Below are 25,347 nucleotides of genomic sequence, written 5' to 3'. Positions count from 1 at the left end.
ATGTCGGGAACTTCATGCCACCTGCCGACGCAGGTGCCACAGCAGATACGGCGCGGCGATCAGCATGGCGAGCACGCCTGCCGGGAGTTGTTGTGGGAAGAGCAGATTGCGTCCGAGCCAGTCGGCGGCGATCATCAGCAACGCACCGGACACGGCCGATGCGACGGCCTGCGCGCGTCCCTTGCCGAACCCGGCCATGCGCGCCAGATGCGGTGCGAGCAGACCGACGAACGACAGCGGGCCGACGACGAGCGTCGCCACGGCGCTGAGTGTCGCGGCCAGACACCACATCCACAGGCGTGCACGCCGCACGTTCACGCCAACGGCGGTCGCCGTTGCGTCGCCCATCGGCAACAGATCGAGCCAGCGCGATGCGAGGCACGTCAGCACCAGCCCCACCAACGAGGCGACGACGGTGCCCACGGCGATCCCGGGACCAACGATGTACGTGAGGCCAAGCATGAGCGAACGCAGCAGGAACGCATTGGCCGTGCCGCTCGCGCTCCCGATCGCCACCAACGACTGCGCCATGCCGGAGATCGCCACGCCCGCGAGCAGCATCCGCGTGGGTGAGAAACCGCCCTTGCGCGAGAGCGTGAGCATGACCGCGAGACTGAGCGCAGCGCCTGCGAAGGCCGCGACAAACAGGGTCGACGCCGACGGGCCGACCATCGCAAACGTCACGATCAGCACACCCAGCATTGCGCCGCCGCTCACGCCCAACAGTTCAGGGCTGGCCATCGGGTTGCCGCTGATCCGTTGCAGCAGCGTGCCCGCCAGTGCCAGCGCAACACCCGCCGCAGCCGACGCCAGCATGCGCGGCAGCCGCCATGGCGAAAGCACTGCCCATGACGCGTCCGTCGCCCATTCCCAGCCGTCGAACGAACGCCCGAGATGCTGCGTCACCCACACGAGCGCGACGCCAAACACGAGCGCCAGCGCGAGCCATCGGAACGGATGACGCGCGCGTGCGGGCGGCGCAGCATCGGCAGTCGCCACCTCGCCGGCCCGCGTGCGCCGCAGGAGCCACAGCAACAGCGGTCCGCCGAACAGCGCAGCGGCGGCACCCGTCGGCAACGACGCGCCGTCGAACAGCGGCAGCCACTGCACCAACTGATCGGTCAGCATCAGCATGAGTGCACCGATGAACGGTGCCCAGATCAGTTGATCGCGCAGACGTCGCGCACCGGCGAGACGCACCAGTTGCGGACCGGCCAGCCCTACGAAACCGATGATGCCGACAATGCTGACGATGCATGCCGAGAGCGCCACCGCGACCACCAGTCCGGCGGTGCGAATCCACGCGACGCGCGCGCCGAGTTGGGTGATGCTGCGGTCGTCGAGCGTGAACAGCGTCAGCGGTCTGAGCAGCAACGCTGCGGCAACGACGGCCACGATCACGCGGGGCAACAGCCATCCGAAGTCGTGCCAGCCGTTTTGCACCAGCGACCCGGCCCCCCATGCGAAGACACCGACGAGCGCGCGTTCGTGCGTCATCGACACCATGATCGAGAGACCGCTGCAATACAGGTTGACGATCATGCCCGCGAGAATCACCGGGATGGGGGCGAAGCGGCTACGCCACGTCAGCCCCATCACCACGGCAATGGCCGCCACCGAGCCGAACAGCGCGACGCCTGAGCGCCACGCGAAGGCCACCGCCGGCAACCAGATCGTCGCCGCCGACAGCGCGAGCGACGCCCCCGACGCCACGCCCAGCGTCAGCGGTTCGGCCAGCGGATTGCGCAGCACCTGCTGAAACATCACACCCGCGAGCGCAAGCCCGGCACCGGCCAGCACCGACATCGCCAGTCGCGGCAGCCACGCGTAGTTCACGAGCAGACCCGACATCGCGGCGGCCGAAGCCGGCGCACCAGGGTCCAGCGCCGGACGGGTGACGGCGTGCCAGACGGCAGCCAGAAACGTGCCGCTGTCGACACCCGCCGGGCGTAGCGACAGCAACGTGACGACGGTCAGCACCAGTGCAGGCACGCCGACAATCGTTGCGAGACGCCAGAGATGACGCCCCTCGACGGACGTCGCGGCCCCGTGCGGCTTGCCTGCCATCATCGGTTGAAGCGGATTTCCCGTGCTCATGCCGCCGCTCCCGTCAGCGCGACGCTCAACGCGTCGGCCAGCTTCATCGCCGTGGGCGTTCCGCCCGTGGGCAACATGATCGGCAACTGGCCGACGCGTGCCCCGCGCACGAATGGCAGCGCCTGCCACAACGGGCTCTGACCGAGCATGCCCAACAACCCGGGACGCGCACCGATCAGCATCGCGCGTGCCGAGGCATCTGCCCCGAGCTGCGTGTAGTCGATCTGCGCCATGCCTTCCGTATCGCTCGGACGCCGCCACGCGTTCGTCAGCCCCACAGCGGCCAGCGTTCCGCCAAACACGCTCTCTCGGCCGAAGACGTTCGTCAGACGCGTGTCGATGGGGCTCATCAGATACACCGGGCGTTGCGTGACGTCGTGCTTCGTCAAGCGCTCGCGTACCTCGCTCAGGTGAGCGTCCGTCGCCGCGAGCAACTGCGATGTCTGCGCCGGACGCCCCAGCGCGTCGCCCAATGCCCGCGCGCGACGCAATGCCAGTTGATAGCCGTCTTCATGCGGATGGGGGGGCGGCGCGACGAACAGTGGCGCGATGCGCGCGAGCGAATCGGCGAGCGCGCCGTGCGCTGGCGTGATGACGATCAGATCCGGGCGCAGCGCCTGCACCACTTCGAAATTCGGTTGGAAAAGGAGGCCGACGTCGACGACGTCATCGGGCATGGCAGGCGTGCCCGAGAGCAGCCGATACCAGAACGGACGCGCCGCGCCCACGGGCGTCACGCCCAGCGCCAGCACCTGCGCGGCAAGCCCCCAGTCGAGTACCACCACGCGCGGCATACGACCCGAGGGCGCGGATGAAGGCATGGACGAAGCCACAACGGGGGACGCGAGCACGCCCCCTGCCCCTATGAACGGTGCCAGCGCACCAACGCCAAACGCCGCCAGAAGGCGGCGTCGTGCGGCAAACGATTGTCGTTGCATCACCATTGATATCGGGCTGTCCCCAGAACGGTTCGCGTCGCGCCCCAGTAGCACAGCGACGACGATGTGCAGTACGAGAGGTATTCGCGGTTAAAGAGGTTGCTGACGTTCACGGCGAAGCGCCATTGCTGCCAGTCGTAGTGCACGGCGGCGTCGACCAGCGTGCGGCTCGGTACTTCGAACGTGTTGGCGGCGTCGCCGGCCGACGAACTCATATAGCGCACGCCGGCACCGAACCCGAGATTGCGCAACGCGCCCTCGTGCATCGTGTAATCGGCCCAGAGCGCGACGCTGTTACGCGGCGTGATCTGCGGACGCTTGCCCTGCGCCGTCGTGCTTTGCAGGTTGACCTGGTTGACGTACGTGTACGACGCGATCACCTTCAGGTCGCGGGTGAGGTTGGCGCGCGCCTCGGCTTCGACGCCGCGCGAACGGATTTCGCCCGTCTGCGTCGGGAAGGTCGGGTGCGCCGGATCGACCACGCTCACATTTTCCTGACGCAGATCGAAGGCCGACAGGCGCAGCGACGCGTCGTAGTTTTTCGGCTGATAGCGCACGCCGACTTCGTACTGCTTGCCTTGCGTGGGCGTTAGCGCATCCCCCGCGAAGTTCGTGCCCAGCACCGGGGCGAACGACTTCGCATAGCTCACGTAGGGGGCGACGCCGTTGTCGAACGCATACGACAGCCCGGTCCGCCACGTGAACGCGCTGTTGTCCGCCGTGCGTTGCACGCCGTTGGTGGCTGAGCGCGTCGTCGCCCAATCCTCGCGCAGGCCGAGCGTGAGCACCCAACGGTTGAATCGCAGTTCGTCCTGTGCGTACAGCCCGGCCTGACTCAGCGAGTAGTCCAGCCGCGTGTTCGGACTCACGCTCGCCAGCGCGCTGTAGTTCGGATTGAACAGGTCCAACTGACCGACAACCGCACCGCCGTAGTTATCGCCCTCAAGCACGCGGCGATAGTCGAAGCCGAAAAGCATCGTGTGTTCGACCGGTCCGGTCGCGAACTTTGCCTGTGCGTTCGTATCGATCTGCCACTGGCTCACGTGCTCGAAGTCGGTGTTGCCCCACATCGCCACCGTGCGCTGATCCGCCGCGAACGGGCTGGTGACGGACGTCTGGTAGTAGTTCTGGTCGACGTGCAGATAACGCGCGTTCTGCGAAATGCGCCACGTGTCGTTCAACTGCTTCGCGAACTGATAGCCGAACCAGTATTGCGTGCGCTGCATGCCGTCGCGATTCGGGTCACCGAAATACTGATCCGGGCCGAGACGGCCATTCGGATTCACAAACAGCGTGCCGCTGGCGGGCACCGGATTGAACAGTCCGCCCGCCGGGTCGCGTTGATAGCCCGCGAGCAAGGTCAGCGACGTGTCGCGATCCGGCTTGAACGTGATCGAAGGCGCAATCGCCAGCCGCTGATCCTTGATGGCGCTGACCTGCGTCTTGGCGTCGCGCGCCAGCCCCACGACGCGATAGAGGATCGTGCCGTCGGGTGTCAGCGATCCACCGAGATCGAAACCGGTCTGATACGTGTCGTGATTGCCGATCTGGAGCATCACTTCGCGCACGGGCTGGTCCGACGGCAACTTGCTGCTGTAGTTGACGATGCCACCGGGGTTGCCCTGCCCGTACAGCACGGAGGACGGGCCGAACATCACGTCGATGCGCTCCAGCAGATACGGGTCGACACGGGCGGTCGCGAAGCGCGGCGACGGGAAGATGCCGAGACCGTCGAGGTAGGCGTCGATGTCGAAGCCACGGGCGCGAAGCTGGTCGAAGCGCACGTCGGTGCCGTCCTGCGTATTGACGCCGGTCGTGTAGCGCAATGCCTGGTCGATCGTGATCGCGCCCTGATCGTCCATTTGTGCACGTGTGACTGTCGAAGTCGCTTGCGGCGCGGTCAGTGTCGACGCGTCGGTCTTGGTGACGGTCGTCATGCGCTTGGCGACGTAGCCCCGGCCCGGACCGTTCGGGTTCTCGGTCAGCGCGCTATCGCGCACTTGCGTTGCGGGCAGCGTCACTGCGCCCGCCGCACCGGCAGCACCTGTGGCACCCGCGACACCCGATGCATTCGCTGCCCCCGCCGACGACGTCTCGTTCGCGTCTGCCGCCATCGCGGCGTGCTGCCCGAACACCGCTACGGTGAGCACTGCCGCCATGACCGTCATTCGTCGCCCACTGTTCGAGTGGGTCGCCTTCCCCGTGTGATTTCGTTTCACTTTACGTCCGCTTCCCGCGCCAGAGCCATTCCAATGGAATGAATTAAAATAAATGAGACGCATTACTATTATCACTTGTATCTGCCACCTGAACCCCGATGGCAGTTGGTAGAATACCGGGGATGCTTTTGCTGTGAATCGCAAAAAATGTTGAGAAAAGGACAATTTTTGTCCTTTTCTCTATGCTTTGGCGTGTCGGGTCCGCCTCATGAGGGGTTACAGGACAAACGGCACGTCATCTGACCGAATAAATCGGTCCGGTTGGGAAGTCGTCATGAAGGAATTGCTGCTGCGCCGCTATCCGGAAACGCGCCGTCATTTGCCGCGCGACGTCACGCTTGGGGGCATGGAATGTGAGGATGGTGAGCGCCAACCGTGGCATCAGCATCAGCACGGTCACGTGGTGATGGCGCTGCGCGGCGTGGTGCGCGTGCTCACGCCGGCGCACACGTGGACCCTGCCCGCGTCGCGCGCGCTCTGGTTGCCGCCGAATACGCCGCACGAACTGCACGCCGTCGGACGCATGCAGTTCTGCACGATCAGCGTCGAGCCGGGCACGGTGTCGTGGTTGTGGCCGAACGCACTCGTGCTGACCGTCGGCCCGCTGCTGCGCGAGCTGGCCGTCGACATGTTGTCCGACGGCTTCCACTACGCGCCCGACAGCCGCACCGCCCTCTCCATCCCTTTGCTCCTGCGCTTGCTGCGTGAGGCGGCCGCTCCCGGCGAGCACGGCTTGCCGTTGCCCAGTTCCGCGAAGCTGCTGGCGATTTGCGAACACATGATGATGGCGCCTGCGACCGATTACTCGCTGGAGCGTTGGGGAGAAGAGCTGGGGGCCAGTGGCAAGACACTGGCGCGCCGCTTCAAGGATGAGACGGGGATGACGTTCGGACGCTGGTGCCAGCATATGCGGGCGTCCGAGGCGATCACGCGGCTGGCGCTCGGGGCGTCGGTCGGCGACGTCGCGCTCGCGCTCGGCTATCAAAGCCCGAGCGCTTTCATCGTAATGTTCAAGCGGCTGTTCGGCCGCGCACCGCAACAGTATCTGGCCGTGGCCGAGCGCTGAGCCGCTTTAAGCCGCTCTAACCCGATTCAACGCCCTCGCAACGCCCGATCAGGCTACGCCGAGCGGCGTCGCGCGCGACGCAAACGTATCGCGAATCGACGCGATGGCCGCGATGGTTTCGTCGATATCCTCGTCGCCGATATGGCGATGCGTCACGAGCCGCAGCATCGACGTACCGCTCGCGCGCGCCAAGATGCCGTACTCCGCCAGCGCCGCCTCCCATGCACGCGGGTTCGCCTCGCGTTGTTCGCCGACACGCAGACGCACGATGTTGCTCGTGGACGGCACCGCGTCGACCAGTTGCGGATCGATCTGCGCGAGGCCGTCCCACAGACGTTGCGCACGCACGTTGTCGTCGGCCAGTCGCGCGACCATCGTCTCCATCGCCACCTTCCCCGCTGCGGCCATGATGCCCGCCTGACGCAACCCGCCCCCCGTCATGCGACGGAACGTGCGCGCCTGTTCGATCATGACGTGCGAACCGACAAGCATTGCGCCCATCGGTGCCGACAGCCCCTTCGAGAGGCAGAACGTCAGGCTGTCGCAATGCGCGGTGATCTGGCCGACGTCGACACCCAGCGCCGCCGCCGCGTTGAACACGCGCGCACCGTCCATGTGGACCGGCACGCCCGCACGTGACGCGAGCGCGCGCACATCCGCCAGATACGACAGCGACGGCACGTAGCCGCCGGAGTGGTTATGGGTAGACTCGACCGCCACCATCGCCGTCGGCTGTCCATAACGCGAAAAGCCGGGACGCAACGCCCCGGCCAATTGATCGAGATCCATCTCGCCGCGCACCGATGGAATGAGCACCGGGTACAGATGCGCGAGGCGCGACATGCCGCCCGCCTCCGACTTCGCCATGTGCGCCTGCGCGTCGAGCACCGCTTCGCCGCCACGCGTGGCGTGGCACAGCGAAGCGATCAGATTGCCCATCGTGCCGGAGACGACGAACATCGCCTCCTCTTTGCCGGTGACGACCGCCGCGAGATGTTCCAGCGCGCGCACGGTCGGATCGCCTTCGAGGGTGTCGTCACCCAGCGATGCGGTTTGCATCGCCTCCCACATCAGGGCCGTGGGCCGGGTGACGGTATCGCTTCGCAGATCGACGAAGCGTTCGGTATTACCTGAGGTCATGCGAACTCCTGGCCGTGGGCATGGCTGCCATCGCTCGCGGATCGCGCGGATTGCACGGACTCCGACTCGGCGGCGAGCGCCGCTTGCACGGCTTCGGGCGATTCGTACGGAATACCGGCGAGCTTCATGACGAGCTTGATGGCCACGGTGTTGCTGAAAACGTTGATGGCGGTGCGGCCCATGTCGAGGAAGGCATCGACACCGGCGATGATGGCGAGCGCCTCGATGGGCACGCCGATGGTCGTGAGCACCATCGCAATCGCCACGAGACCGCCCGAAGGCACGTTCGCGCTGCCCTTGCTGGCGAGCGTGGTGACGAGCACGATCGAGAGCAGCGTCGGCATGTCGAGCGGCACGTGGTAGGCATCGGCCAGGAAGCCGACGGCCAGCGCGAAGTACATGATCGAGCCGTCGCGATTGAACGCGTAGCCCAGCGGCAGCACGACCGATGCGATGGCCTTCGGCACGCCCATCGCGATGAGCTTTTCCATGTGCAGCGGCAGCGTGGCCTCCGACGAGCGCGTGGCGAACGCGAGAATCACCGGCTCACCGATGGCGCGCGTCGTCGCCCACGGCTTTTCGCCGATGGCCTTGAGCAGAATCCAGAACAGCACCAGCAGCACACCAAGGCCGAGGTACATCGTGCCGACGAGCTTCACGAGCGCCAGAATCGTGCCGATGCCCTGCGTGGCGAACAGCCACGAGATGATCGCGAAGATCGCCAGCGGCGAGAGCGAAATGATCCAGTCGGTCAGCTTGAACACGGCCCCCATGAGCGCGTCGAGCACGCCGACGAGCGGCTTCGCGCGCGCACCGATGGACGACAGCGCCAGTCCGAGCAGCACGGCAAAGACCAGCACCGGCAGCAGATTGCTGCCGCTCATCGCTGCGAAGATGTTCGACGGAATCATTTCCAGGAAGAACTTGGTCCAGTCCACCGACGCCGCAATCGGCTTGGCCGACGCGTGTGCCGCCGCGAGATTCGCGCCGAGGCCCGGATGGAAGATCGCGTTCAGGCCGAGTCCGATCACGATCGAGACGAGCGTCGCGATGAAGAAGTAGATCAGGCTGATGGCGGAGACGCGGCCGAGCGCGCGCGCGTTGTGTCCCATCTGGTAGATGCCGAGCGTGATCGCCGTGAAGACGAGGGGCACGACGATCATCTTCACGGCCTGCACGAAGGCGGTGCCTACAGGCATGAGCTTCGTGGCGAGCGCCGGGGCGACCATACCGCAGCCGATACCCAGCGCCAGGCCGATCAACATCTGAATGGGTAACGGAAGGAGGCGCTTCTTCTTGCTGGCAGTGCTTGACGACATGACGACTATCTCCGGAAATTACGTGGCATTGCGGCTCACCTGACTGGCACGGTCTCGCGTGCTGCCGGGCGATCAGCGCTTGCGGCTTTTGCTTGCGGGTGTCGCGGTGGGTGCCCCCGCTGACAGCCCGACGGCCACCGCCGACGGCGCCGCAGGAGGAACGAGCGCCTGCAGGCGAGCCTGCATGGCGTGCGTGAGGTGGTCCCAGACATGACGCTGAGCCTCCTCGGGACGCCCGGCGGCGATGGCATCGAAGATCGCGAGGTGTTCGCGAACGGCGGTGCGGGTGCGCTCGGCGTCGTAATGCGGAATGCGTTGCAGCGCCAGACCGTTCTGGGTGCGCAACGCGTGATAGGTCTCGGTGAGTCGCACGTTGTCGGCCGCCGCGAACATCGCTTCGTGGAACTGCCAGCCCACGCGCTGGGTGATGTCGACGTCGAGTTCGATGCCGTCGATCCCCTGTGCGTCGAGCGCGCGCAGGCGCACGGCGACCTCTTCCAGCGCCGGCGTCACGCCTTTTTGCGCCGCCAGCCATGCCGCCATGCCTTCGAGGGCCAGCCGCACTTCGTGAATTTCGCTCAGATCCCGCACCGACAACTGACGCACGAAGGTGCCGCGCATGGGCACGATCTCCAGCAGGCCGTCGTTGGCGAGCGCGCGAATCGCTTCGCGCACGGGCGTACGGCTGATGCCGAAACGCTCCGAGAGCGCGCGCTCGGACAGCGCCTCGCCCGCGCGGATTTCGCCGGAAACGATCAGATTGCGAATGGCGCTGTAAGCCGATTCGCTCAGGGCCGGGGTGCGTTGGGTCTGGTTCATAACTGGTATACCAGCAAAAAACAATTTGCCGGTCAACGACAAAAGCTGTGGGATGGGGGAGTTTGCGGGTAAACGATGAGGCGGAGCCGAGCGCTCCGCCTCCTGCTAGACCATTGCCTCAGTGATCGAGGAAATGCGTGATCGCGAAGTTGAACATCTTCGGATCCTGGATGAAGGCGAAGTGGCTCACGCCCGGCAGGATCATCAGTTGCGCGCCCGGGATCGTGTGCGCCATGTAGATGTTGTGTTCGAGCTTGATACCTTCGTCATGCTCGCCGTCGAGGATCAGCACCTTCGATTTGATCGTCTTCAACTGGGTGTCGGTCCAGTTGGGCTGCCCTTCCCACATCTTGCCGATCTGGTTCAGGAACGCGTCGTACTCCTTCGGCGTGGACGAGAGCTTTGCGTAGTCATTGGCCGCGCGCTTGATGAACTCGGCGAACACCGGGTTCTTGTCGAAGTCGGGCTTGAGACCGTCGGTGTTGGTGTTCACACCGAACGCCACGATCTTGCCCACACGGTCCGGATAGCGGATCGCGAGGTCGATGCCCTGAATAGCGCCATCGCTCCAGCCCACGACATCGGCCTTCTTGATGTGCAGTTGATCGAGCAGCGCGATGACGTCGTCGGCCATCAGGTCATAACCGTACGGACGGTCGTCGCGCGTGCTGCGCCCGTGCCCGCGCGTATCGACGGCGATCACGAGGTGATGCGCCTTGAGCGCTTCGACCTGTTTGGCGAGATAGTCCGAGTTCGCCAGACCGCCGTGCAGCAGCAGCACCGGGCTACCCTTGCCGACCTCGGCGTTATACAGACGAATGCCGTTCACGTTGGCGAAGCCTGTGCGATCGAACTTGGCCGGAGCCGGGGTCGGCGGCAACGTCTGCCATAGCTCGGCGGCCATGGATGGCGCAGCTTGCAGGGCGGCCGCGGCGGCGACTACGCCCACCATGGCCAGTAACGGTTTGAGCGACGATTCGATGATTTTCATGGCGATGAAGTTGGGGGGTGAGATGCCCGGCCACTGTATCCCGATTCCTGCCGCCGGAGGTGCGAGGAACGGGCGTACACGGCCCCCTGACATTCAACGTTGCGTTGCGATGGCACTTGAGAGTTGAGCATTCGTCCGAAAACGCTCACGCATGTCTGATCCGACGCCGTGCCCGGTGTTACGATGCCCTCCTATCCGTCTTGTGTGTTCCGGCATGATCGACCTTCACGTACTGCCCTTCTTTCTCGCCACCGTGCTCATCATGGTGGCGATTCCCGGTCCGACGACCATTTACATTTCGACGACGAGCGCCAGTCAGGGCTTTCGCTTCGGTCTCGCGTCCTGCTTCGGTGTGATGCTCGCCACGCTCGTGCACGTGAGCTTCGCCGCCGCCGGTCTCACGGCACTGCTGATGGCGTCGCCGTGGCTGTTCAATGCCATCAAGTTGCTGGGTGCCGGCTACCTCGTGTATCTGGGCATCAAGGTCATTCGCAGCAAGCCGTCGGCCTCGGGGACGACTGCCGCGCCGCAATCGCAATCCCGCGCACTCGGCGAGACGATCAAAAAGGGCTTCCTGGTCAATCTGCTCAACCCCAAGACAGGCCTCTTCATCGCGGCGTTTCTGCCGCAGTTCGTCACGCCGTCGCTCGGTCATGTGCCGCTGCAAATCGTCACGCTGGGCCTGTTGCTGGTCCTCGTGGGCGGGATGAGCGACACGACCTACGCCGCCCTCGCGCGTACCATCGGCCGCGCGCTCGCCAACCGCAGCAAGAAGCCGGGGATCGGCAAGTACATCGCGGGCCTGCTGTACATGGGGCTGGGCATCGCGGCGCTGGCAACGTCCAACGGCACGTCGAAGTAACCGCCCCCTCCTCGCTCGCCCCCCCCCAAACCCGCTTCGGCGGGTTTTTTCATATTCGTCGCCGCTTGCCCCATGTCTTCGTCAGCTGAGACGGGGCACTCGGAACGTCAGGGTTTTCACGCATCAAAAAATAAACACATGTGCTATACGCTTTCAAAAATTGAACAATTGTTCAATTCAATGTTCAGTTTTCCGTTCAGCTGTTTTTCCGCCCTACCGTCTTACCGCCCCCGAGCCCCCCGACATCATGAGTCAAGCTTCTTCCAGTCACGTCTTCCATCGTCACCTGCGCAACCAGCCCCCCATCGCGGTCGGCGGTCAGGGCGTCTATCTCAAGGACGCCGAAGGTCGCGAGTACATCGACGCCTCCGGTGGTGCCGCCGTCTCCTGCCTCGGCCATGGCCATCCCGACGTCATCGCCGCCATGCACGCGCAAATCGACAAGCTCGCCTACGCGCACACCGGCTTCTTCAGCTCGGAAGTCGCCGAGGCGCTTGCCGATAACCTGATCCGCAATACCCCCGTCGACTCAGGCCTGAGCCACGTGTATTACGTGAGCGGTGGCTCGGAGGCCGTGGAAGCCGCGCTCAAGATGGCGCGTCAGTACTTCGTCGAAATCGGTCAGCCGCAGCGCCGCCGCTTCATTGCGCGCCGTCAGAGCTATCACGGCAACACGCTCGGCGCACTGGCCATCGGCGGCAACCGCTGGCGACGCGCGCAGTTCGAGCCGCTGCTGATCGACGTCACGCACGTCTCGCCGTGCTACGCCTACCGCGACCAACGCGATCAGGAAACCGAGGTGGAATACGGTCAGCGTCTGGCCCGCGAACTGGAAGCCACGATTCTCGAACAGGGTGCCGATTCGATCATCGCCTTCGTCGCCGAGACGATTGGCGGGGCCACCGCCGGCGTGATCACACCGGTGGCCGGGTATTTCAAGGCGATACGTGAAGTGTGCGACCGCTACGGCATTCTGCTGATTCTCGACGAAGTGATGTGCGGCATGGGCCGCAGCGGCACGCTGCACGCCTGGGAACAGGAAGGCGTTGCGCCGGACATCCAGACCATCGCGAAGGGCCTCGGTGGCGGCTATCAGCCGATCGGTGCGGTACTCGCGAGCAAGCGCATCGTCGAGACGATGAGCGCCGGCAGTGGCTTCTTCCACCATGGCCACACCTACCTCGCTCACCCGACCGCGTGTGCTGCCGCACTGGCCGTGCAACAGGTCATCGAGCGCGACGGTCTGCTCGCACAGGTACGGGCACGCGGTCAGTACCTCATGGATCAGTTGAACGATCGCTTCGCTCAGAACCCGTACATCGGCGACGTGCGGGGCCGTGGCCTGTTCGCCGGTATCGAGCTGGTGGCCGATCGTGCCTCGAAGACGCCGTTCGACCCGCGCTTCTCGGTCCACACGGCGGTGAAGCGTGAAGCGATGGCACGCGGGCTCGCCTGCTATCCGGCGGGCGGCACCATCGACGGCAAGCAAGGCGATCACATCATGCTCGCGCCGCCTTTCGTCATCAGTGAGGCGGAGATCGATCAGGTCGTCGACCGTCTCGACGGTGCCATCCAGGCGGCCATCGCCCCCGCGCTGCGCTGACATCCCCCCGCGCGACATAAGTGACACGAGGCACCTACGGAGACATCGGTGCCCCGGTCATGTCGTTGCCAGCGCTGTCATCCCATAAACCTTACACAACAGGGAATTCGACCATGCAGCAGAACTCGCTGAGTCAAAGCCTCAAACAGCGACACATCACCATGATTGCCTTGGGTGGTGTGATCGGTGCCGGCCTGTTCGTCGGCTCGGGCGCCATCATCGCCACCGCCGGCCCGGCGGCCATCCTCTCCTATCTTGTCGGCGGCCTGATCGTCACGTTCGTGATGTTCATGCTCGGCGAGATGGCCTCGCGTAACCCTGATGCAGGCTCGTTCTCGACTTACGCCAGCACGTATCTTGGCGAGTGGGCGGGCTTCGCCGTCGGCTGGCTGTACTGGTTCAAGTCGCTCATGACGATCACCATCGAGGCGATCCTGCTCGGCGCGATTCTCAACGAGTTTCTGCCCTGGCTGCCGGTCTGGGGCGGCGCGGTCATCATGCTCATGACGCTGATCGTGAGCAACGCCTACTCGGTGCGCTCGTTCGGCGAAGCAGAGTACTGGCTTTCGTTCGCCAAGGTCGCCACCATCGTGATCTTCATGCTGTTCGGCCTGTCGATCCTGTTCGGTTTCCAGGCGAAGATTCCCGCGCCGGGCTTCGTCAACCTCACGGGCAACGGCGGCTTCATGCCGAACGGCATCTCGCCAGTTATCGCGGGCATCATGGTCGTGATCTTCTCGCTGGGTGGCAGCGAGATCGCTGCTGTGGCGGCCGGAGAGTCGGAGAATCCGCGCCAAAACGTGGTGCGCGCGATTCGCAGTGTGATCTTCCGCGTGCTGGTGTTCTATATCGGCTCGGTGTCGATCATCATCCTGTGCCTGCCGTGGACGGACAAGGCCAACCTCGCGTCACCGTACGTCTCGCTCTTCAGCATGGCCGGGTTCCCGAACGCTGCGCTGGCGATGAAGGCCGTGCTGTTCGTCTCCTTCATGTCGGTGATGAACTCCTTCCTGTTCTCCAACTCGCGCATGCTGTACTCGCTGAGCCAGCGCGGTTATGCGCCGCCGATGTTCGCCCGCACCAACGCGCGCGGCGTGCCGATCAACGCGCTGGCTTTCAGCTTCGCGATCTGTCTGGGCATTCTGGCGGTGCACTTCGTGAGCGGCGGTGATCTGTTCCTCATGCTCGCGAAGAGCAGCGGCGCGTTCGTCATGACCGTGTGGATCTTCATCATCGTGGCCCACTTCGTCATGCGTCGCAAAATGGCACGTCAGCCGACACAGCAGCAGGAAGCATCGAGCTTCAAGGCGTGGTTCTACCCGTACTCGAACGCGATTGCCTTCCTCACGCTGGTGGCCGTGTTGCTCTCTCAGGCGTTCAATCCGGATTCGCGCTTCCAGTTCTGGTTTATGGTCGCGACGGCGGTGATGATCGTGGGGCTGTACTTCGTGCTGCGCCGACGCCCGAACTTCGGGCTGATCAAGAACGCTCAGAGCGCTCAGTCGTCGGCCGTGTAGATGTTGAATTCGTGCAGTTGCGCGGCGCTGTTTGCCACTTCGGCCAGCGTCTCTTCGCCGCCGTGGGCGATGAGCAACTGCGCGAGGGTCTGCGCCACGGCGAGCGCAGGCAGAATCGACGGGAACAGCGACAGGCTCGTATTCGGTGCCACGATGCACGTTTGCGCCTGTGTTGCGACGGGCGACAGCGCACTGTCGCTCACCGCGATAACCGTCGCCCCGCGTTGGCGTGCGAACCGGGTGGTCTCCACGCTTGCCACGGTGTACGGACGCGCTGTGAAGCACAGCAGAACATCGGTCTTGCCGATGCGTCGCATGTCGTCGATCAGCGCCCCGCCCTCGCCTGAGATCAGCGTGACGTTGTCCTGAAAGGTTGACAGCACGTAGTGCAGGTAGAACGCGGGCGGGTAAAGACTGCGCAGACCCAGCACGTAGATGCGGCTGGCACCCCGCAGCAGATTGACCGCCTCGTGGAAGGCCTTCTCGTTGCGCTTTGACAGCGTCGCTTCGAGATTCCCGTATTCATTGGCCAGCGACTCGGCCAGCATCCGGTCGTCGCCCGAAGCACGCGAATGCTCGCGCACCTGTTCCGCACGCTCCAGCAGCCCCGACGGGCTGGACGGGCCGGCCGAGAGCCAGTCGATATAGACGGAACGAAAATCCTCGTAATTCGAAAACCCCAGCTCCCGCGCGAGACGCAGCATCGACGCCGGTTGCAGTTGCGCGCGCGCCGCGACGGTACGCATGGACTGCAACGCGACTTCCTTCGGGGAATCGAGCACATACCGGGCCGCCTGACGAAGCTTCGGCGGCATCTCCTGGAAACGCATCGAGATGGCCTTTTCCAGTTCGTCTTTGGTCATCGTTGTGACTCGGCGTGGGAAACAAAAAAGAGTACGCGAGGAACGCCGTGTCGCTCCACGGCGCGCTGCCGTCTGGCCGAAGCGCAGAAGGAATGTCCGATTTTATCGCTATCTACAGCATTCCTGCGTACTCTTTCCAGCCCTCAGAACTGGAACGTCTTCCCGAACACCGAAATCGTGATCGGCTGCGTCAGATCGACGTTACCGGAGTGGTACAGCGTGATCATGGCGTCCGCGCGACCGACCGATTTCTGCCATTCGGCGGCCGAAGCGGTATTGGCGGGATTGAGCAGATCGGCGCGACGCATCTGCAAGAAGGTGAGCAACCAGGTTCGCTCGTCCACGCCCGCGGCCGGTGCGCCGCCCGCCTGCGCCGATGCGCGCTCGGCAATCTTCTTCACCGAGTCCGGGTCGTTGCCGTAGCCGTGCTGAATACCCGCTTCGTACAAGGCCGCGCGCGAGAGCGGCAGCACGAGCCCCAGCTTGTTTGCGAGTTTGTGTGCAGGCGCGCGATAGAGTTGATCGTTGACGGCGTCCTGCGCGGCGATCATCTGCGGATCGGTGGCACTGGCGCGCCACGCTTCGGGAAAGCCGCCGAGTCCGGCCGTCGAGTCGCTGCCGTTTACTGCGCGAAGTGCGGGCAGGTACGGCGCCAGGGCATTGTCCGGCTTGCGCACCGTGTACTCCTGAACCACCTGAAGCAGGTCGTCCGTGCCGGACGTGAAGCCTGCACGGCCCGCCGTGAATCCCCGGCTATCGTTCAGATTCTCGATGTAGTCGTAACGGATTCGCAGCGTCAGATTCTCGAAGATGCTGACCAGCGCGTCTTCGACCTGGGTCTGGCGGTCCACAGCGACTGCGGGGATACTTTCCGCCGCGTTGGCAGCCTGCGCCAGGCCGACGCTGGCATATCCACCGAACAATGCCGCAGCCATCAGACACGATATTGTGAGTTTTTTCATCAAGGTCCTTCCTTACGAGCGATTCGAGTGAGGTTCGCCGGAAAGTATTGGTAAGCATTCCTTATCAAATGCCTGTCGAATACCCAGCAAAAAAATTCTGATCGAACCGCATGGTTTCTCGCAATCGCGCGAGTTGAGTAAGTTGAGGATCCTGCGTGAAACTTATCGTGTCCCGAACGTCTTCCCTATCGGGGGACGCCGCGCCAGGAAAGGCACGCAGCGATGTTGGCGCACTCGCGTTTCATCAATCGAAATCATCAGATCGTTGAAAACGGCGTCGACTCGCTGTGGCCGTCATGCGGTCTCTTTCAGCAATCCCAGACGAACGAGACTCTCAGCCGCCGCAACGATGGCCTCTTCACGCGGTCGTGGCGTCCAGCCAAGCAAGCGTCGCGCCTTTTCCCCGGTGGCATTCATATCCAGCCCCAACAACGGCACGACGCCGCGCATGGTCGGATCTTTCAACGCGCCGAGACGAATCAGCCAGTTCGGCAGCACGCGCGTCGGCACCTTGCTAGCGGCCGCCCCCATGCGCTCGCGTAACACCCGGGCGACGTCGGCCATCCACAGGCTATCGCCCGAAATCGCGAGAAAGCGCTCGCCCTTCGCGGCGGGATGCGTCATGGCCAGCACGTGGAGATCGGCGACATCGCGCACGTCGACGAACCCGCAATTGACCTTCGGACTCCCCGGTTGACCATCCATCAAATTCTTGATCAAACGAATGGAATGCGAGTAATCCTTGCCAAGCGCCGGGCCGACCACCGCGACCGGGTTGATCGCCGACAACTCCAGATCGCCACCTTCTCGATCGATAAAATTCCAGGCCGCGCGCTCGGAGAGCGTTTTCGACTTCTGATAAAGCCACACGTCGCCCGTCAGGTCGCTCCAGTCCGTCTCGTCGAACGGACGATGTTCCGGCTTTCTGTGCCCGGCGCAGATCGCGCCGAAAGCGGACGTCAGCACCACACGCCGGACACCTGCGGCGCGCGCAGCGCGCAGCACACGCAAGTTTCCCTCGACGGCCGGCCTGACCCAATCGTCCTCCCCTGCCTTGTCGCCAGTAGGGGTAGGCGACGCGCCATGCAACACGTAAGTGCAACCGGCGGCGGCTTCATGCCAGCCATCGTCCGCCGCCAGATCGGCGACGACGAACGAAAGGCGCTCTCCGGCCTCGACGCCCCCTGTCTTCAGTTGCTGTCGCACTTCGGCCTCACGGCTCAGTGAGCGGACCGTTGTCCGCACCTGATAGCCGTCTCGCAACAACGCGATGATGCAGTGTTGTGCAATAAATCCGGTGCCGCCGGTGACCAATACCCGTTCGTCTCTCATCGTTAATCTCGGTTGTCCTGGCCTCGCAGATACTTCGCGGTGCAAGGAAGGGGTGCCCCAATGTCTGAACATGACGGCAGATTAAAGGCCGACACCCGGACTGTGAATGCTCTATAGTTCGATTTACTTGCGCAAGAGTCCGAACATGAGTACCGACCCCTTCTCCGACATCCTGAAGTTCACCAACGCCGAATCGCTGGTCACCGGCGGATTCAACGCGGGCGGCGCATGGGCGCTGCGTTTTCCCGCGCCGGAGAAGATCAAGTTCTTCGCCGTACTCAAGGGCGAGTGCTGGGTGATCATCGACGGCGAAGCCGAGCCGACGCACTTCCGTACCGGCGACGTCGGTCTGATGACCGCAAAGCGCGCCTTCGTGCTGGCCAGCGACCTGGACACGAAGCCGATGGACGCGATGTCCGTATTCACCGGCGCACGCAGCGGTATCACGACGCTGGGCGACGGCAGCGACTTCTCTCAGTTGGGCGGCCACGTGCTGCTCGATCCGACAAGCGGACGGCTGCTGGCGGATGTTCTGCCACCCTGGATCCATGTGCCGGCGGCGTCGCCGCAGGCGACCAGCTTCCGGTGGCTGCTGGAGCAGTTGGTGGCTGAACGTGCGAACGATCTGCCCGGCGCATCGCTCGTGGCCGGGCAGCTTGCACAAATGCTTTTCATCCAGATTCTGAGGGCGCACTTACAGACATCCAGCCCGATGCCTGCGGGATGGTTGCGGGCATTGGCCAACCCTCGTCTCGCACCGGCTTTACGCCTGATGCATGGCGAGCCGGCACGGGATTGGCATCTCGAAGATCTGGCGCAGGCGTGTGCCATGTCGCGCACGACGTTCGCATTCCATTTCAAGAAGACTGCGGGTGTCGCGCCGCTCACTTATCTGACCGAATGGCGAATGCGTCTGGCGGAAAAGACGCTTCGCGAGGAAAGGACTTCGGTCGCAACGCTCGCGCAATCGCTCGGTTACGCTTCGGAGAGCGCGTTCAGCAACGCGTTCAAGCGCGTCACGGGGCGCTCGCCGAAAGCCTTTCGCAACGCAGGCGAAATCCTTGGGGAAGTCGTCTGACGCAACCACGCCGACGTCGCGCTACGCTTTGAGTGCGATGCGCGCGAGCGCCTCGAAGACGTCTCGTCCGGCACCGTAGGCCGGGTCGAATTGCAGCGCATCGCGCGCGCACTTCGTCGTGATCTCGGGCGCGATGGCCAGCGACGGTCCCATCATGCTCGTCGCCAGTTGAATCTCGCAAGCGCGGTTCAGCGTCCAGAGATAGGTGAATGCTTCCGGAATGCTGCCGCCCCACGAGAGCAGTCCGTGGTTTCTCAGAATCACCGCTTTCCTGTCGCCGATGCTGCGAAGTAATCGCGGCCCTTCGTCGGCATGCACCGTCACGCCTTCGAAATCGTGATAGGCCACGCGTTCCTGCAATTGCGCGCTGTAGAAGTTGTCGCTGCGCAGACCCGCAGCGGAACAGGCGACGGCAACGCCCGCCGTGGTGTGCGTGTGCATCACGCAGTGCGCGCCCGGCAAGCCCTGATGCAACGCCGCGTGCACGGTGAATCCGGCCGGATTGATGGGGTAATCGCTGCCGCCGAGAATGTTGCCTTGCCCGTCCACTTTGACGAGATTCAGGGGCGTTACTTCCGAGTAATGCAGACCGAACGGGTTGATCAGGAAGGCGGGAGGACTGGCGTCCGCAAGACGAAGCGTTATGTGGTTGTAGATCAACTCGGTCCAGCCGAGATAGTCGAAAACGCGGTAGCAGGCGGCCAGTTCGCATCGTGCCGCCCATTCGACGTCGCTCATGCTGTCCGGTCGCGTCAGCGATGCAAAAGCGGAATGTGGGGAATGTTCGTTTTTCATGGTTTTGCGTGTCTCCTTATTACCCGGAGGAGTCTACGCGGACCCACTACCCGCTTCGCGATTTCTGCTTAGGGATTCGTTAAAAGCGCTTACGAATGCGCACCCCTTGGCGCATCACCGTGTCAGCGCCCGATACCAGTCGTCGACCCAGCGAATGAGGAAGGCGTGGAACCCCGCCGCCGCTGGCGATAGCGCGCGCTCCCTGGCGTGATAGAGACAGATCTGCCGGATCGTTTCCGGTTTGCCGGTGCGCCGCATGACCAGTTCCTGACTGCGGGCAAAGCCCTGCACATAGTCCGGCGCCAGCGTTACCGACAGTCCGGCACGCGCCATGCCGAATGCCGTGGTGACGTTCTCGACGATCTCGACGGGAAACACGCGGTTGTCCTCAGGCTGATCGCTGAGCATGCGCGTGACGCTGTACTCGTGATCGCGTCCGGTGGCGACGATCGCCGTTTCACGCAACACCTCCCACGGCACGACGTCGTATCGCGCGAGCGCGTGTCGAGGCGAACACCAGACGACCCACGGGCTATCGAACAACGGCGTGGCGCTCACATGATCGCCCAGCGGCTGATTGGGCCCGAGCGCGATATCGATCGTCCCGTCGGCAACCGAAGACACGAGGTGCTCGACTTCGACATCCGTCGGTCGAATCGTCACCTTCGGATGAAGTTCGCGATAAGCCGCGATGGCGTCGGGCAAAACGGCAGCACAAAGCACGAGCGGCGCGCCGACACGGATAACGCCGGACGCACGGTCTCGGATGTTTTTCGCAGACCGCTCTGCCGCGTAAAGCTGTGCCATGGCGGTAGTGGCAGCAGGCAAAAAGTCAGCACCCGCGACAGTCAGCGTGACACGTCGCGTCGTCCGGTCGAAGAGTCGAAAACCGACTTCGCGCTCCAGCTCGCCGAGCAACTGACTCACCGCAGACGGTGTCAGACACACCCGATCCGCTGCGCGCGCGATGCTCCCGCAATCCACAATCGCGAGAAACGTTTCCAATTGACGCGCATTGAGTCGGCTTAGTGGCATACGAGAAATAGACACCCAAGAATCCATACTGCGAGGCATAGATTGTCAGACGCCGGCAGCCAGACGGCAAGGCACAAAGAAAAATGGCGGAAAGCAGCCGGAGTCGAACCGACCTGGGAGCGTCTGACGCCCCCAACCGGGTTTGAAGCCCGGCCGCATCACCGGATACGGATGCCTTCCTTCAGACGAGGCAATTTCACTTGCTCGATGATGAGGTGAATGTCCACGCACCGCGCGAAACCCTCACCTTTGATGCCGCGACCGGCCAACTTCGCGAATCGCTTATCGTTACGCCGCGCCCCACTCCACCCCGGGACGCCGCACATGCCGGTCACCAACGCGGCGAGTATATCCCGCACGATCGAAGAACTCCAGAATCTGAATCGCGCGCTTGCGCCCCAGACCCGTCGCATCCCGAAACGCCCCGGCCTCGACCCGCCCGTCGCCCTCCGCAACGATGCCCGCAAGCGTCTGCACGCACGCATCGTCGTAGAACAGGTCCTTCACGATCTGATGCACACGCCCCTGCCGCGCAAGCTTGCGCAACACGGCGCGCACACGCTCCTCAGGCACGTTCAGATCGCGTCCCATGTCTCGCACCCACGGCGGATCGAAACGACCCTGCGCCACCTTCGGCAACAACGCCTCGGCTAACGCCGTCTCCTCGGCCGTCATTTCGACGCGATGGGTCGGCAGATGCCACCACGCGCCCGTGCGAGCCACTGCGCCATCGTTCAGCAGTGCCTGCACGACGATGCGCCAGCGTGCGGCGTCCAGCGACGGCCACGTCATGCGCCCAAGCCGCGCCGCGTCGAGCCCCGGCTCATCGGGCACGCGCGCGTGATAGTCGCCAAGCGACGCCACCACACGGGCACGCATCGCCTCCCACGCGTGCGGTGAGAAGGCCAGCGATTCCCCCTCTCCGCCGGGCAGCACCACCGCGTCCGACGGCCACGTCCACTGCGACACAGGCAAACCGGTGATCGCTACAACCTGCTGACTCGTCAGACCGAACGGTGCCTGCGCCAGCAGTGCACCGAAACCGTCGCCATCGAGATACTGCGCGACGGCATCCAGCCACGCCAGACGTGCCGCAGAACGACGCTTACGCTCCGGTGCCGCCGGATCGAGCACGCGCCCACCGCCGACGGTAGCCGTCGCTTGCGGATTGCGCACGATGAAGCGATCGCCCGGCATCGTGCACACCGGCGTGTCGAAGACCAGTTGCACACGCATCGATGCGCCGGGGGCAAGCGTGTCGCCACCTAGCAGCACGGTGCGTGCCTGCACGTGTGTCGTGCCTAGATGCACATGCAGCGGAAACCATTGCGTGAGCGGCGCGCTACCGTCCAGCCAATGCAAGTCGACGTCCACGTGCGTGGATGGCGAAGACAGGCCCGGCGCGACGATCCAGTCGCCTCGACTGAGCTGATCGCGCTCGATACCCGCCAGATTCAGCGCACATCGCTCGCCCGCGCGGCCCGCCTCTACCGGCCGGTTCTGTGCATGGATGCTGCGCACGCGCACCGGCAAGCCCTGCGGCATGACCGTGAGGGTGTCGCCCACGCGCACCGTGCCGGCGAACGCCGTGCCCGTCACCACCGTGCCATGCCCTGCCAGCGTAAAGACGCGGTCGACAGCCAGACGGAACAACGCATCGTCGCGACGCGTCGCATTGCCCGACTCGCGCAATGCATGGGCCGCCTGCGTCAGACGCTCACGCAACGTCGCCACGCCAGCGTCGCCGGGCGTGGTCGCAGATACGGGCACCACGTCGGCCTGCGCGAGCGGCGTGTTCGCGAGCCATTGCGAGATTTCTTGCGTCACGGCGTCCAGACGCGCCGCGTCCACACGATCGGCCTTCGACAAAGCCACCACACCGCGCTTCACACCGAGCATCGTCAGAATGGCCAGATGCTCGCGCGTTTGCGGCATGATGCCGTCGTCGGCGGCAATCACCAGCAGCGCGAAGTCGATGCCGACCGCGCCCGCCGCCATCGTATGAATCAGTTTCTCGTGCCCGGGAACGTCGATGAAGCCCAGCACCTCGCCATCCGGCAACGGTGTATAGGCATAGCCCAGTTCGATGGAAATGCCGCGCGCTTTCTCTTCCTTGAGACGATCGGTATCGACACCGGTCAGTGCGCGAACGAGGCTCGTCTTGCCGTGGTCGATGTGACCCGCGGTGCCGACGATCATGCGCGCAACTCCGCGAACTGACGCGAAAGACGCATTTCGTCATGCGCTTCGAGACATCGCAGGTCGAGCCAAAGGGTCTGATCGGCGATGCGTCCGATCACGGGGTACGGCAGACCTCGCAGTGCCGCTTCGAGCTTTGCGAGTGCACGGCCGCTGCCGCGCTTACCGCCACCGGCCGGGGCAATCGCCAGCCCATAACTCGGCAACTGTTCGACCGGCAACGCGCCGCTGCCGATCTGGCTGACCATCGGTGCGGCGGTGACGGTGTAGGCGTCGCCCAGCGATTTCGCCAGCACCGGTACCAGCCGTTCTGCCTGCTCGGCCATCTCGGCGCGCGTGCGCGTCAGCAGTCGTAACGTGGTCAATCGTTCCGGCAGATGGTCCGGATCGCGATACAGACGCAGCACCGGCTCCAGCGCCGCAAGCGTCAACTTGCCGACGCGAAGCGCGCGTTTCAACGGGTGCTTCTTGATCTTCGCGATGAGATCGCGGCGACCGACGATCATGCCCGCCTGCGGCCCGCCGAGCAGCTTGTCGCCGGAAAACGTGACGAGATCGGCACCGGCCGCAATCGTCTCCTGCACGGTCGTCTCGTGCGGCAGTCCCCAGCGCTCCATGGGCGTGAGCGTGCCGCTGCCGAGATCGACGGCCACCGGCACGCCATGCGGCTTCGCGATTTCCACGACTTCCGACACGTCGACGCTCTTGGTAAAGCCCGTCACCTCGTAATTACTGCAATGCACCTTCATCAGCAGCGCCGTCTTCTCGCTGATGGCGTTGCGATAGTCAGCGGCGTGTGTGCGGTTCGTTGTGCCGATCTCGACGAGCTTCGCCCCCGCGTGCGTCATGATGTCGGGGATGCGAAACGCCCCGCCGATTTCCACCAGTTCGCCGCGCGAGACCACTACTTCACGACGCTTTGCCAGCGTCGCCAGCATCAGCAGTACGGCCGCCGCGTTGTTGTTCACGACCGTGGCCGCTTCGCCGCCGGTCAGCTCGCAGAGCAACGGGGAGATGAGGTCATCGCGGTCGCCGCGCCCGCCCGTCGCCAGATCGAATTCGAGATTGGCCGGTGTCGTGAGCGCCTGTACGACCGATTCGATAGCCGCCTCGGGCAGCAACGCGCGCCCGAGATTGGTGTGCAATACCGTGCCCGTGAGATTGAAGACGGGGCGCAGCGTCGCGCGATTGCGCTCGGTCAGCCCCGTTTTGATGCGCTCACCGAATGCCGCCGGGCTCAGTGCGTCGTACGAAAGCGTGCCCGCAAGCGCGGCCGCGCGGCATTCATCGAGATCGCGACGCAACGCCGCCGTCACCTGAGTGCGTCCGAAGTCGGCCACGGCCGCGTGCAACTCGGGCATCCCCAACAGGCGGTCGAGCGACGGCAGATCCGCCGCGCCCGCGCGCGGGCTACCCTGGTCGATCACCGGCATGACCCCGCTTGCGTCGTTCATCAGGCTTCCTCGGCGTTTTGCCAGAGCAACGGATTGCCGTTGGCGCGCGCGTATCCGGCTTCGCCCATCAGCACGTCGAGCGCAAGGCTCGCGAGATCGTCGGCGACCGGCTCCACGAACGGGTCTTTGTCCTGATAGAAGATCTTGCGGTAGCTATGGCAGTCGTCGCACGACTCGGCGCGGATGGGCGATGCGGCAACACGCTTGCCCGCCTCGTCGAGCTTCGGCCGGCCGTCCTTCCCCTTGAGAAGCCCGCCGTCCGCCGCCGCCACGTCTTCGCCCGAGGCCGCAGCATCGCCCGCCGTGTCGACGACGTGATACGCCACATGCTCGCTCGCCTCGCAGTGCGTGCACTTCACCCGCACCATGTGCCACTCTGTCGAACACAGCCCGCAGGCCAGATAGCGATAGCCTTCGTGAGCGCCGCCAATGCGAACCACGCTCGCCACCGGCAGCGTGCCGCACACCGGGCACACGTTGGGCACATCGAGCATCGGCACTTCGCCCGCGTCGAACGTGCTGGCCACGCCCGTCCAGAGGACTTGCAGCGCCGCCATCAGGAACGGCGCGCTCGCTGCATCCACACCCTTGCCGTGCCCCGCGAGCAGCGCTTGCGCGCCCGCTTCGAGCGACGCCGGGTCGGTCGCGCGCACGCGATCGATCACCGCTTTCACCGCCGGGGACACCCCCGGTTGCGACGCCACCGCATCGAGCAGCGGCGTGAGCAGCGGCTGCCAGCGACCGGCATCGTAGCCACCGCTTGCGGGCACGAGCGGCATGCAATGCTGCTGCGCCTGTTCAATCGATTCGGGGGACGGACGCTCGGCCTGAAAGTTGTCGAGCACGCGTTGCTGCGCGTCGACCAGTGCGGCCATCAGTCGCAGGTAATCGCCCAGCGGATGGCCGTCGGCCAGTTGACGCAGACGTGCCGCACGAGCCGAAAAGACTTCGGCGCGTTGCGGCATGCGCAGACGGGGGATGGAGGTGCGATCGAGGGACTCGATCTGTCCGGGTTCGAGAATGCGTTGCAAGGTGGCCGGCCTCGTAAGAGCGTCCGG

Annotated in this window: 20 protein-coding genes and 1 tRNA gene; 5 read left to right on the top strand and 16 right to left on the bottom strand. The window is 64.4% G+C overall.

What is annotated here, in order from left to right:
• Positions 1–12 precede the first annotated feature (12 nt).
• The 3 genes from fhuB to PAQ31011_RS14825 are packed head-to-tail and all read right to left on the bottom strand — an operon-like array spanning position 13 to position 5,194.
• Positions 13–2,097, bottom strand: a complete 2,085-nt coding sequence (fhuB, locus tag PAQ31011_RS14835) for a Fe(3+)-hydroxamate ABC transporter permease FhuB (RefSeq protein ID WP_150576573.1) — start codon at positions 2,095–2,097, stop codon at positions 13–15.
• Positions 2,094–3,035, bottom strand: a complete 942-nt coding sequence (locus PAQ31011_RS14830; RefSeq protein ID WP_174990131.1) for an ABC transporter substrate-binding protein — start codon at positions 3,033–3,035, stop codon at positions 2,094–2,096. Before PAQ31011_RS14830 ends, fhuB begins: the two co-directional genes overlap by 4 nt.
• Positions 3,035–5,194: a TonB-dependent siderophore receptor gene (locus tag PAQ31011_RS14825; RefSeq protein ID WP_246179593.1), complete on the bottom strand. Its 2,160-nt coding sequence runs from the start codon at positions 5,192–5,194 to the stop codon at positions 3,035–3,037. The genes PAQ31011_RS14830 and PAQ31011_RS14825 overlap by 1 nt, the downstream gene beginning before the upstream one ends.
• Positions 5,195–5,528: 334 nt before the next feature.
• On the opposite strand from PAQ31011_RS14825, the gene PAQ31011_RS14820 reads away from it, so the two are divergent.
• A complete protein-coding gene (locus PAQ31011_RS14820; protein ID WP_150576571.1) occupies positions 5,529–6,320 on the top strand; it encodes an AraC family transcriptional regulator in 792 nt (263 codons plus the stop codon).
• A gap of 48 nt (positions 6,321–6,368) precedes the next feature.
• Here the strand turns inward: PAQ31011_RS14820 and PAQ31011_RS14815 are convergent, their stop codons facing one another.
• The 4 genes from PAQ31011_RS14815 to PAQ31011_RS14800 form a co-directional block, all read right to left on the bottom strand.
• On the bottom strand, positions 6,369–7,460 hold the full coding sequence (locus PAQ31011_RS14815; protein ID WP_150576570.1) for a threonine aldolase family protein: 1,092 nt from the start codon (positions 7,458–7,460) through the stop codon (positions 6,369–6,371).
• Positions 7,457–8,779: a dicarboxylate/amino acid:cation symporter gene (locus PAQ31011_RS14810; RefSeq protein ID WP_217424870.1), complete on the bottom strand. Its 1,323-nt coding sequence runs from the start codon at positions 8,777–8,779 to the stop codon at positions 7,457–7,459. The genes PAQ31011_RS14815 and PAQ31011_RS14810 overlap by 4 nt, the downstream gene beginning before the upstream one ends.
• A 72-nt stretch (positions 8,780–8,851) precedes the next feature.
• Entirely contained in the window at positions 8,852–9,598 is a 747-nt protein-coding gene (locus tag PAQ31011_RS14805; RefSeq protein WP_150576569.1) for a GntR family transcriptional regulator, read from the bottom strand.
• A 118-nt stretch (positions 9,599–9,716) separates the two neighbouring features.
• Positions 9,717–10,589, bottom strand: coding sequence for an alpha/beta fold hydrolase (locus PAQ31011_RS14800; RefSeq protein ID WP_217424869.1), 873 nt, complete (start codon positions 10,587–10,589; stop codon positions 9,717–9,719).
• Between the two features lie 214 nt (positions 10,590–10,803).
• Here PAQ31011_RS14800 and PAQ31011_RS14795 point away from each other — a divergent pair, with 214 nt between their 5' ends.
• From PAQ31011_RS14795 to PAQ31011_RS14785, 3 genes are all read left to right on the top strand, one after another.
• A complete protein-coding gene (locus PAQ31011_RS14795) occupies positions 10,804–11,451 on the top strand; it encodes a LysE family translocator (protein WP_174990130.1) in 648 nt (215 codons plus the stop codon).
• A gap of 247 nt (positions 11,452–11,698) precedes the next feature.
• Positions 11,699–13,054, top strand: coding sequence for an aspartate aminotransferase family protein (locus PAQ31011_RS14790; RefSeq protein WP_150576567.1), 1,356 nt, complete (start codon positions 11,699–11,701; stop codon positions 13,052–13,054).
• Positions 13,055–13,167: 113 nt separating this feature from the next.
• Complete coding sequence (locus PAQ31011_RS14785) at positions 13,168–14,571, top strand: amino acid permease (protein WP_150576566.1); 1,404 nt, start codon at positions 13,168–13,170, stop codon at positions 14,569–14,571.
• Here the strand turns inward: PAQ31011_RS14785 and PAQ31011_RS14780 are convergent.
• From PAQ31011_RS14780 to PAQ31011_RS14770, 3 genes are all read right to left on the bottom strand, one after another.
• The gene (locus tag PAQ31011_RS14780) at positions 14,553–15,434 is read right to left on the bottom strand and encodes a MurR/RpiR family transcriptional regulator (protein ID WP_150576565.1); all 882 of its coding nucleotides are present in this window, start codon (positions 15,432–15,434) and stop codon (positions 14,553–14,555) included. The genes PAQ31011_RS14785 and PAQ31011_RS14780 overlap by 19 nt on opposite strands.
• 143 nt (positions 15,435–15,577) lie before the next feature.
• A complete protein-coding gene (locus PAQ31011_RS14775; RefSeq protein WP_150576564.1) occupies positions 15,578–16,396 on the bottom strand; it encodes a chitosanase in 819 nt (272 codons plus the stop codon).
• A gap of 294 nt (positions 16,397–16,690) precedes the next feature.
• Positions 16,691–17,728: an SDR family oxidoreductase gene (locus PAQ31011_RS14770; protein ID WP_150576563.1), complete on the bottom strand. Its 1,038-nt coding sequence runs from the start codon at positions 17,726–17,728 to the stop codon at positions 16,691–16,693.
• Positions 17,729–17,834: 106 nt separating this feature from the next.
• Between PAQ31011_RS14770 and PAQ31011_RS14765 the strand changes: the two genes are divergently transcribed.
• Entirely contained in the window at positions 17,835–18,806 is a 972-nt protein-coding gene (locus tag PAQ31011_RS14765) for an AraC family transcriptional regulator (protein WP_150576562.1), read from the top strand.
• A gap of 21 nt (positions 18,807–18,827) precedes the next feature.
• On the opposite strand, the gene PAQ31011_RS14760 is transcribed toward PAQ31011_RS14765, so the two are convergent.
• The 6 genes from PAQ31011_RS14760 to fdhE all read right to left on the bottom strand — a co-directional run bounded on the left by PAQ31011_RS14760 (position 18,828) and on the right by fdhE (position 25,311).
• Positions 18,828–19,601: a class II aldolase/adducin family protein gene (locus PAQ31011_RS14760; RefSeq protein WP_150576561.1), complete on the bottom strand. Its 774-nt coding sequence runs from the start codon at positions 19,599–19,601 to the stop codon at positions 18,828–18,830.
• A gap of 114 nt (positions 19,602–19,715) precedes the next feature.
• Positions 19,716–20,606 carry a LysR family transcriptional regulator gene (locus PAQ31011_RS14755; protein WP_343031678.1) on the bottom strand — a complete coding sequence of 297 codons (891 nt, stop codon included), beginning with the start codon at positions 20,604–20,606 and terminating at the stop codon, positions 19,716–19,718.
• A 114-nt stretch (positions 20,607–20,720) separates the two neighbouring features.
• Positions 20,721–20,816, bottom strand: a tRNA-Sec gene (locus PAQ31011_RS14750).
• A 108-nt stretch (positions 20,817–20,924) separates the two neighbouring features.
• Positions 20,925–22,835: a selenocysteine-specific translation elongation factor gene (selB, locus tag PAQ31011_RS14745; protein ID WP_150576559.1), complete on the bottom strand. Its 1,911-nt coding sequence runs from the start codon at positions 22,833–22,835 to the stop codon at positions 20,925–20,927.
• Positions 22,832–24,289 carry an L-seryl-tRNA(Sec) selenium transferase gene (selA, locus tag PAQ31011_RS14740; protein ID WP_246179591.1) on the bottom strand — a complete coding sequence of 486 codons (1,458 nt, stop codon included), beginning with the start codon at positions 24,287–24,289 and terminating at the stop codon, positions 22,832–22,834. The genes selB and selA overlap by 4 nt, the downstream gene beginning before the upstream one ends.
• On the bottom strand, positions 24,289–25,311 hold the full coding sequence (gene fdhE, locus PAQ31011_RS14735; protein WP_281350011.1) for a formate dehydrogenase accessory protein FdhE: 1,023 nt from the start codon (positions 25,309–25,311) through the stop codon (positions 24,289–24,291). Before fdhE ends, selA begins: the two co-directional genes overlap by 1 nt.
• Between the last annotated feature and the right edge of the window lie 36 nt (positions 25,312–25,347).

This window comes from Pandoraea aquatica (genome assembly GCF_902459565.1).
Classification (GTDB): Bacteria; Pseudomonadota; Gammaproteobacteria; order Burkholderiales; family Burkholderiaceae; genus Pandoraea; species Pandoraea aquatica.
The sequence above is the reverse complement of the archived record's forward strand: the minus strand, read 5'-3'. Positions and strand labels throughout refer to the sequence as shown.

Bases quoted from the DNA above. Each gene is read 5' to 3' on its own strand.
- PAQ31011_RS14830 (WP_174990131.1), bottom strand. From the start codon at position 3,035: ATGCAACGACAATCGTTTGCCGCACGACGCCGCCTTCTGGCGGCGTTT.
- selA (WP_246179591.1), bottom strand. From the start codon at position 24,289: ATGAACGACGCAAGCGGGGTCATGCCGGTGATCGACCAGGGTAGCCCG.
- PAQ31011_RS14780 (WP_150576565.1), bottom strand. From the start codon at position 15,434: ATGACCAAAGACGAACTGGAAAAGGCCATCTCGATGCGTTTCCAGGAG.
- selB (WP_150576559.1), bottom strand. From the start codon at position 22,835: ATGATCGTCGGCACCGCGGGTCACATCGACCACGGCAAGACGAGCCTC.
- PAQ31011_RS14795 (WP_174990130.1), top strand. From the start codon at position 10,804: ATGATCGACCTTCACGTACTGCCCTTCTTTCTCGCCACCGTGCTCATC.
- PAQ31011_RS14760 (WP_150576561.1), bottom strand. From the start codon at position 19,601: ATGAAAAACGAACATTCCCCACATTCCGCTTTTGCATCGCTGACGCGA.
- PAQ31011_RS14825 (WP_246179593.1), bottom strand. From the start codon at position 5,194: ATGGCGGCAGTGCTCACCGTAGCGGTGTTCGGGCAGCACGCCGCGATG.
- PAQ31011_RS14770 (WP_150576563.1), bottom strand. From the start codon at position 17,728: ATGAGAGACGAACGGGTATTGGTCACCGGCGGCACCGGATTTATTGCA.
- PAQ31011_RS14790 (WP_150576567.1), top strand. From the start codon at position 11,699: ATGAGTCAAGCTTCTTCCAGTCACGTCTTCCATCGTCACCTGCGCAAC.
- PAQ31011_RS14820 (WP_150576571.1), top strand. From the start codon at position 5,529: ATGAAGGAATTGCTGCTGCGCCGCTATCCGGAAACGCGCCGTCATTTG.
- PAQ31011_RS14815 (WP_150576570.1), bottom strand. From the start codon at position 7,460: ATGACCTCAGGTAATACCGAACGCTTCGTCGATCTGCGAAGCGATACC.
- fhuB (WP_150576573.1), bottom strand. From the start codon at position 2,097: ATGAGCACGGGAAATCCGCTTCAACCGATGATGGCAGGCAAGCCGCAC.
- PAQ31011_RS14775 (WP_150576564.1), bottom strand. From the start codon at position 16,396: ATGAAAAAACTCACAATATCGTGTCTGATGGCTGCGGCATTGTTCGGT.
- PAQ31011_RS14765 (WP_150576562.1), top strand. From the start codon at position 17,835: ATGCTCTATAGTTCGATTTACTTGCGCAAGAGTCCGAACATGAGTACC.
- PAQ31011_RS14800 (WP_217424869.1), bottom strand. From the start codon at position 10,589: ATGAAAATCATCGAATCGTCGCTCAAACCGTTACTGGCCATGGTGGGC.
- PAQ31011_RS14810 (WP_217424870.1), bottom strand. From the start codon at position 8,779: ATGTCGTCAAGCACTGCCAGCAAGAAGAAGCGCCTCCTTCCGTTACCC.
- PAQ31011_RS14785 (WP_150576566.1), top strand. From the start codon at position 13,168: ATGCAGCAGAACTCGCTGAGTCAAAGCCTCAAACAGCGACACATCACC.
- PAQ31011_RS14805 (WP_150576569.1), bottom strand. From the start codon at position 9,598: ATGAACCAGACCCAACGCACCCCGGCCCTGAGCGAATCGGCTTACAGC.